A 5794-nucleotide genomic window follows, 5' to 3' on the forward strand; every position below is an offset into this window, starting at 1 on the left:
GCCCCGAGACCCGCATAATCCACCGAACCGCCGTATACGGACCCGTACGTACGGTGGTGTGGGAGGGGCGACGCCGCGAGGCGTCCCCCTATCCCGATTTTCGCAATACATCTCCACCGTCATTGCGAGCGAAGCGAAGCAATCCAGAATCCCTCCGCGGAGACAGTCTGGATTGCTTCGCTTCGCTCGCAATGACGAGATCGTGGAAACACCTACGCCTTGAAATACGCGATCTGCGTCGTGGTCGCGAGCAGGCGGCCGTTCGGGGACCACAGCTCGCCGTTCTGATCGCCATAGCTCTTGTGGAAGATCTTTGCGTCAGCTGTCGCGAGCACGCGGGTGATGTCTTCGGCCGCGAGCTCTTCCGCGTCGGTGTGGAAATATGTCGTCAGCGACACCGTGCCGAACGGCACCAGCTCGCGCCGTGCATGGAAGATGCGGCCGAAGAATGCGTCTGACATCGCCATCAGCGACAGCATGTCGAGCTTGCGCGGCGTGCGGTCGCCGATCCAGACTTTCGAATAGGTGCTGGTGAGCTCGGCCTGCTGCGGCCCGACGCGCATCTCGCCCTCGACGAATCGGAAATCATACTGATTGGCCCAGGAGGCCGAGATCTTCGGGAACGGCAGTGTGTTCTCGAACGAAGTGGCGTCCGGACATTTCGCCACCCCGTGCTCCCAGGACGGCCGGCGCTCGGCGAACACGGCGGTGGCAAGCGTTGCGACCTCGCCGCCGCCTTGCGACAGTTCGACGCTCCAATGCTGGCTGGAGCGGTTGGCCTTCACCAGCCGGACATCGAGATCGAACGGTCCCTTGGCGATCGGCGCGCAGTAATTGACGGTGACCGCCAGCGGATCGCCGGCGGCTTGCGGATGGTCGATCAACGCGCGCAGGATGGTCGCGGCGGTGACGCCGCCAAACGGGCCGACAAAGGCCCAGTAATCGTCACTGGTGTGCCCCTGCCAGCTGCTGTCGCCGGCGGTGACGCGCGTGGCATCGTCGAAAGGGTGCGGGAGCTTGGCGTGCATTGCTGGTCCTCGATACCGACCCCACCGTCATTGCGAGCGCAGCGAAGCCAATCCAGAGTCTTTCCGCGGAGATAGTCTGGATTGCTTCGCTGCGCTCGCAATGACGGTGCTTGAGGTTACGGCGTCCATACCGCCGACACCGCCCGGGGATGATGGCGATCATATCATGAGCCTCCCTGCGAGATGCAATAACCTCGCAGGTAACGCTGATTTCGTCGCGTGGAAAATCAGCCCGCGACGTCGCGCAGGTTTGGCAGCAAGGGTGTGGATGGATTCACCGGCACGTTCCAGATCTCTTCGGCATATTCGCGGATGGTGCGGTCTGAGGAGAACCACGCCATGCGCGCGACATTGAGGATACTGGCGCGCGTCCAGGCCGGCGCCACCTGCCAGCGCGCGTCGACGCTGCGCTGCGCCTCGTAGTAGGAATCGAAATCGGCGCTGACCATGTAGTGATCGAGATAGCGCAGGGCATGCGCGATCGATTCGAAACGCCCGGGATCACCGGGCGAGAACTCGCCGCCACCGATCGAGTTGATGGCGCGCTGGAGCTTTGGCGATCTGCGGATCACGTCGGAGGCATCCAGGCCCTGCTTGCGCCGGATCATCACGTCGCCGGCTTCCATGCCGAAGATCGCGATGTTCTCCGCGCCGACATGGTCGCGGATCTCGATGTTGGCGCCGTCGAGCGTGCCGATGGTGAGGGCGCCGTTCAGTGACAGCTTCATGTTGCCAGTGCCGGAGGCTTCCATGCCGGCGGTCGAGATCTGCTCGGACAGGTCGGCCGCGGGAATGATCACTTCGGCGAGGCTGACATTGTAGTCGGGCAGGAACACGACCTTGAGCTTGCCGCCGATCGAGGGATCGTTGTTGACGACCTCCGCAACGTCGTTGATCAGCTTGATGATCAGCTTGGCGTAGCGGTAGCTCGCCGCCGCCTTGCCGGCGAAGATCTTGACCCGCGGCACCCAATTGCCGTTGGGATCGTCCTTGATCGACTGGTACAGCGCCACCGTCTCGATGACGTTGAGGAGCTGGCGCTTGTATTCGTGGATGCGCTTGATCTGCACGTCGAACAGCGCGCCCGGGTCGACCTTGATGCCGAGCCGTTCGCCGATCAGGCGCGCCAGCGCCGTCTTGTTGTGAAGCTTGACACTGCGGAATCGCTGCTGAAACGCAACGTCGCTGGCGCGTGCTTCCATCAATTCGAGCCGCGTCGGATCGTCGAGCACCGCTTCGTCGCAGGCCTCGCGCAACAGGTCGGTCAACTTCGGGTTCGCCAGCATTAGCCAGCGGCGGAAGGTGATGCCGTTGGTCTTGTTGGTGATGCGGCCGGGATAGAGATGATTGAGATCGTGGAACACGGTCTCGCGCATCAGGTCCGAATGCATCGCCGAGACGCCGTTGATGCGATGCGAGCCGACGAAGGCGAGCTGGCCCATGCGCACGCGGCGCCCGCTCTTCTCGTCGATCAGCGAGACCGAGGCGCGGAAGTCGATGTCACCGGGGGCGCGCGCTTCCGCCAGCGCGAGGTGCTGGACGTTGATGCGGTAGATGATCTCGAGATGCCGCGGCAGCAGGCGCTCGAACAGCTCGACCGGCCAGGTCTCCAATGCTTCCGGCAGCAGCGTGTGATTGGTGTAGGACAGCGTCGCGACCGTGATCTTCCAGGCCTCGTCCCAGCGGAAATTGTGGTCGTCGATCAGGATCCGCATCAGCTCGGTGACGGCAAGGCTCGGATGGGTGTCGTTGAGCTGTACCGCGACTTTGTTCGACAGGCTGCGCAGCTGGCCGTCGGAGGCGAGATGGCGCTTGATCAGGTCCTGAAGCGAGGCCGAGACGAAGAAATATTCCTGGCGCAGGCGCAGCTCGCGACCGGCCGGGCTCTCGTCGTTCGGATAGAGGAATTTGCAGATCGCCTCCGCACGCGACTGCTCGGCGCTGGCGCTGACATAATCGCCGGTATTGAAGGCGTCGAGCTTCAAAGGATCGGGCGAGCGCGCCGACCATAGCCGGAGCGCATTGACGTGCTGGCCGCGCCAGCCGACGATCGGCGTGTCATAGGCCATCGCAAGCACGGTCTCGGACGGATGCCAGACCGCGCGGTCGCGGCCCTTGTCGTCGACATGCTCGACGCCGCCGCCGAAGCGAATGTCATAGATCACCTCGGGCCGCTGCAATTCCCAGGGGTTGCCGAAGCCGAGCCATTCGTCCGGATATTCCTGCTGCCAGCCCTGATTGATAATCTGGCGGAACAGTCCGTAATCGTAGCGGATGCCGTAGCCGATCGCGGGGATCGACAGCGTTGCCATGCTCTCCATGAAACAGGCGGCGAGCCGCCCGAGGCCGCCATTGCCGAGCGCCGCATCCGGCTCGCATTTGCGCAGCTCAGGCAAGGAGACGCCGAGATCGCCGAGCGCGACCTCGAAGATCTTCAAGAGGCCCATGTTGTTGAGTGCGTCGGTGAAGAGGCGGCCGATTAGGAATTCGAGCGAGAGATAATAGACGCGCTTGCGCCCCGCGTCGTAGCTGCGCTTCTCGGCGCTGAGCCAGCGATGCACGATGCGGTCGCGCAGCGCCAGCGCCGCGGCCTGATACCAGTCGTGCTTGGTCGCCATGCCTGCGTCCTTGCCGATGGCAAGACGCAGCTTCGCCAGGATCGCGCCCTTGATCTCAGCCAGCGCGAGTTCGTCGATGGGCTGGTCGGGGGCGGGAAAATTTGGCTGGAACGATGAATCTTGCAAGGCCGTTACTTCCTGGTCGCGAGAACACCACTAACCCTACGCGTCATGCCTCCGGACCGAAACCATCGCAGGCGCGGCCGTGCATTGCACTGGCGCAGATTTATGCAAGGAATGGGCCGGTTTGGGAACCCGGATCAGCACGGGAATGCGTGGATTCGATGTTAGATTAGGAACCAATTCGGCCATCAGTGTGGAGGGATGTCCATGAAACTGCAGATGCGATTGCTGATCGAAATCGCCACCGCCGCCCTGCTCGTCGTCTGCATCAGCGCCTCCAGCGCTGCGTTTGCCGCCGGCAAGCCGGGCCGCAGCGCCGACGGTCTGAGCTGCGGTTTCACCGTCCCGCAAAATGCATCCCCCGCCGCCCGTTGCGCCGCCATCAAGCGCCAATGCGGCGGCAAGTTTTATGCGAGCGCATGCGGGGACAGGCTGATGTCGGCGGTGAATTGAGGCGACCACGCGCAACAAAGAAAACGCTCGCGACAAAGAGAGTGTCGTCCCGGCGAAGGCTCTCACGATCGTCGTCCTGGCGAAAGCCAGGACCCATTACCCCGGCTGTCAGATGAGGCCCGACCGGTCATTCCAATCGGGATTTTCTTGCTCGATCAGCTTGATCTTCCAATCGCGTTTCCAGAACTTCAATTGCTTCTCGCGCGCAATCGCTTCCTGTGGTGTCGCGAAGGTTTCGACGTGCACAAGACGAAGGACCCTGTGCACGAACTTGGAGCCTCGACCCGACCGGTGCAACTCAAGCCGAGCACGGATGTCGTTGGTGACGCCGATATAGATCGTCCCGTGATGACGGCTGGCGAGAATGTAGACGTAGCAGCTGCTTGCGCTCATGGCTTCAGCTCGCAAGGACAACGCTGACCGGGGTAATGGATCCTGGCTTTCGCCAGGACGACGTTCTCAACAACAGCGCCCATCATCAGAACAAATTAAGAACACTTTAGCAAGTCTTTGATATATCATTGTGATTCGACACATAGCCGACACAACATCTAGGTTCGTCAGACGTCGCGAGGACTACATGTCCACCATTGCCTTCGATCAATTTGCCCTCACCCGGATCGCCGATTTCGCGCGGTCTCTGTCGCGGCTGCATCGGACGGCGCGGCGCTATGCGGTCGACGACGACCAGTTCGACCGCGAGTTCAACGCGGTGTGCCAGTCGATCTGGGGCTACACCATCGACGACGTCAGCGACGATCTGTTCTCGTCCGAGGACCATCTGTTTCTCGACACGCTGGACGAAGCGCATGCGCGCATCTTCGCGGCCGAGCAGGGCTATGACCTCGTCGACGAGGCGGGCATGCTGACCGATTGGTGGGGGTTCTGCTGGATGATCTTGGCTGAGAAGCGCGGCCTGTTGACGCCGGACAACCGCGCTGCGGCGCGCGCGGCGATCGAGGAGAAATATCTGGCGGCGCCGAACGTGATCGGGGTGATCATCGGAAGATAGTGCAACAACCTCCGTCATTGCGAGCGCAGCGAAGCAATCCAGAGTCCCTCCGCGGACAGATTCTGGATTGCTTGTGCGCCAGGCAAGCTGGCGCGGTCCAACCGGTGGAAGTCCGGTCCGGGTAAGCCGTAGCGGGCGCCCGGTAGTGAGTGTTGCGGTGTCGTCGGCGACGGCGGCAGCGAAGCGTACACAACGATGCTGTGGGGTGGCTATTGAGCCGCGAAAGACAGAAACTCGCAGAGGCCGAGGCGGTAAGCAACGTCGAAGGCAACATGTGCGGTCCCGTTATGCGAGGGGCTGACGCTCTGCCGTGGTCGAAGACCCCATCACGCAGTAAGGGACCGCGCCGGAACCTGGGAGGTCCCGCGTTCGACCGCAGGCGGCATGCGCCTTCGGTCCGCATCGGGAAGGCGAGGAGCCGAAGCCGATGACGAACGAACGCGGGAAGTCGGACGTGGCCACAGTAGCGGCGAAGCCGGCGAACGAGGCAGAGCGATCTGCGAAAGGAGCTGGTGGAGCGAAGGGCCGCGACCAAGGGGAATGCGGACCAGCAAACCACT

Annotated in this window: 5 protein-coding genes; 2 read left to right on the top strand and 3 right to left on the bottom strand. The window is 62.5% G+C overall.

Translation table 11 applies throughout. The annotated features are described in order from the left end of the window. Positions 1 to 212 precede the first annotated feature (212 nt). Together IVA82_RS23540 and IVA82_RS23545 are read right to left on the bottom strand one after the other, a co-directional pair. The gene (locus IVA82_RS23540) at positions 213 to 1028 is read right to left on the bottom strand and encodes a thioesterase family protein (RefSeq protein ID WP_247387789.1); all 816 of its coding nucleotides are present in this window, start codon (positions 1026 to 1028) and stop codon (positions 213 to 215) included. 227 nt (positions 1029 to 1255) lie between these two features. Then, positions 1256 to 3772 carry a glycogen/starch/alpha-glucan phosphorylase gene (locus IVA82_RS23545; RefSeq protein ID WP_247387787.1) on the bottom strand — a complete coding sequence of 839 codons (2517 nt, stop codon included), beginning with the start codon at positions 3770 to 3772 and terminating at the stop codon, positions 1256 to 1258. Positions 3773 to 3976: 204 nt separating this feature from the next. Here IVA82_RS23545 and IVA82_RS23550 point away from each other — a divergent pair, with 204 nt between their 5' ends. Further along, positions 3977 to 4222: a hypothetical protein gene (locus tag IVA82_RS23550; RefSeq protein WP_187436174.1), complete on the top strand. Its 246-nt coding sequence runs from the start codon at positions 3977 to 3979 to the stop codon at positions 4220 to 4222. 108 nt (positions 4223 to 4330) lie between these two features. Here IVA82_RS23550 and IVA82_RS23555 read toward each other — a convergent pair whose 3' ends face one another. Next, complete coding sequence (locus IVA82_RS23555) at positions 4331 to 4615, bottom strand: GIY-YIG nuclease family protein (protein WP_247387786.1); 285 nt, start codon at positions 4613 to 4615, stop codon at positions 4331 to 4333. Positions 4616 to 4802: 187 nt separating this feature from the next. Here IVA82_RS23555 and IVA82_RS23560 point away from each other — a divergent pair, with 187 nt between their 5' ends. Further along, on the top strand, positions 4803 to 5234 hold the full coding sequence (locus IVA82_RS23560; RefSeq protein ID WP_148742552.1) for a hypothetical protein: 432 nt from the start codon (positions 4803 to 4805) through the stop codon (positions 5232 to 5234). Positions 5235 to 5794 lie beyond the last annotated feature (560 nt).

It is taken from the genome of Bradyrhizobium sp. 142, assembly GCF_023074015.1.
GTDB lineage: Bacteria > Pseudomonadota > Alphaproteobacteria > Rhizobiales > Xanthobacteraceae > Bradyrhizobium.

Coding starts and splice junctions, on each gene's coding strand:
- IVA82_RS23540 (WP_247387789.1), bottom strand. CDS start 1,028: ATGCACGCCAAGCTCCCGCACCCTTTCGACGATGCCACGCGCGTCACC.
- IVA82_RS23550 (WP_187436174.1), top strand. CDS start 3,977: ATGAAACTGCAGATGCGATTGCTGATCGAAATCGCCACCGCCGCCCTG.
- IVA82_RS23555 (WP_247387786.1), bottom strand. CDS start 4,615: ATGAGCGCAAGCAGCTGCTACGTCTACATTCTCGCCAGCCGTCATCAC.
- IVA82_RS23560 (WP_148742552.1), top strand. CDS start 4,803: ATGTCCACCATTGCCTTCGATCAATTTGCCCTCACCCGGATCGCCGAT.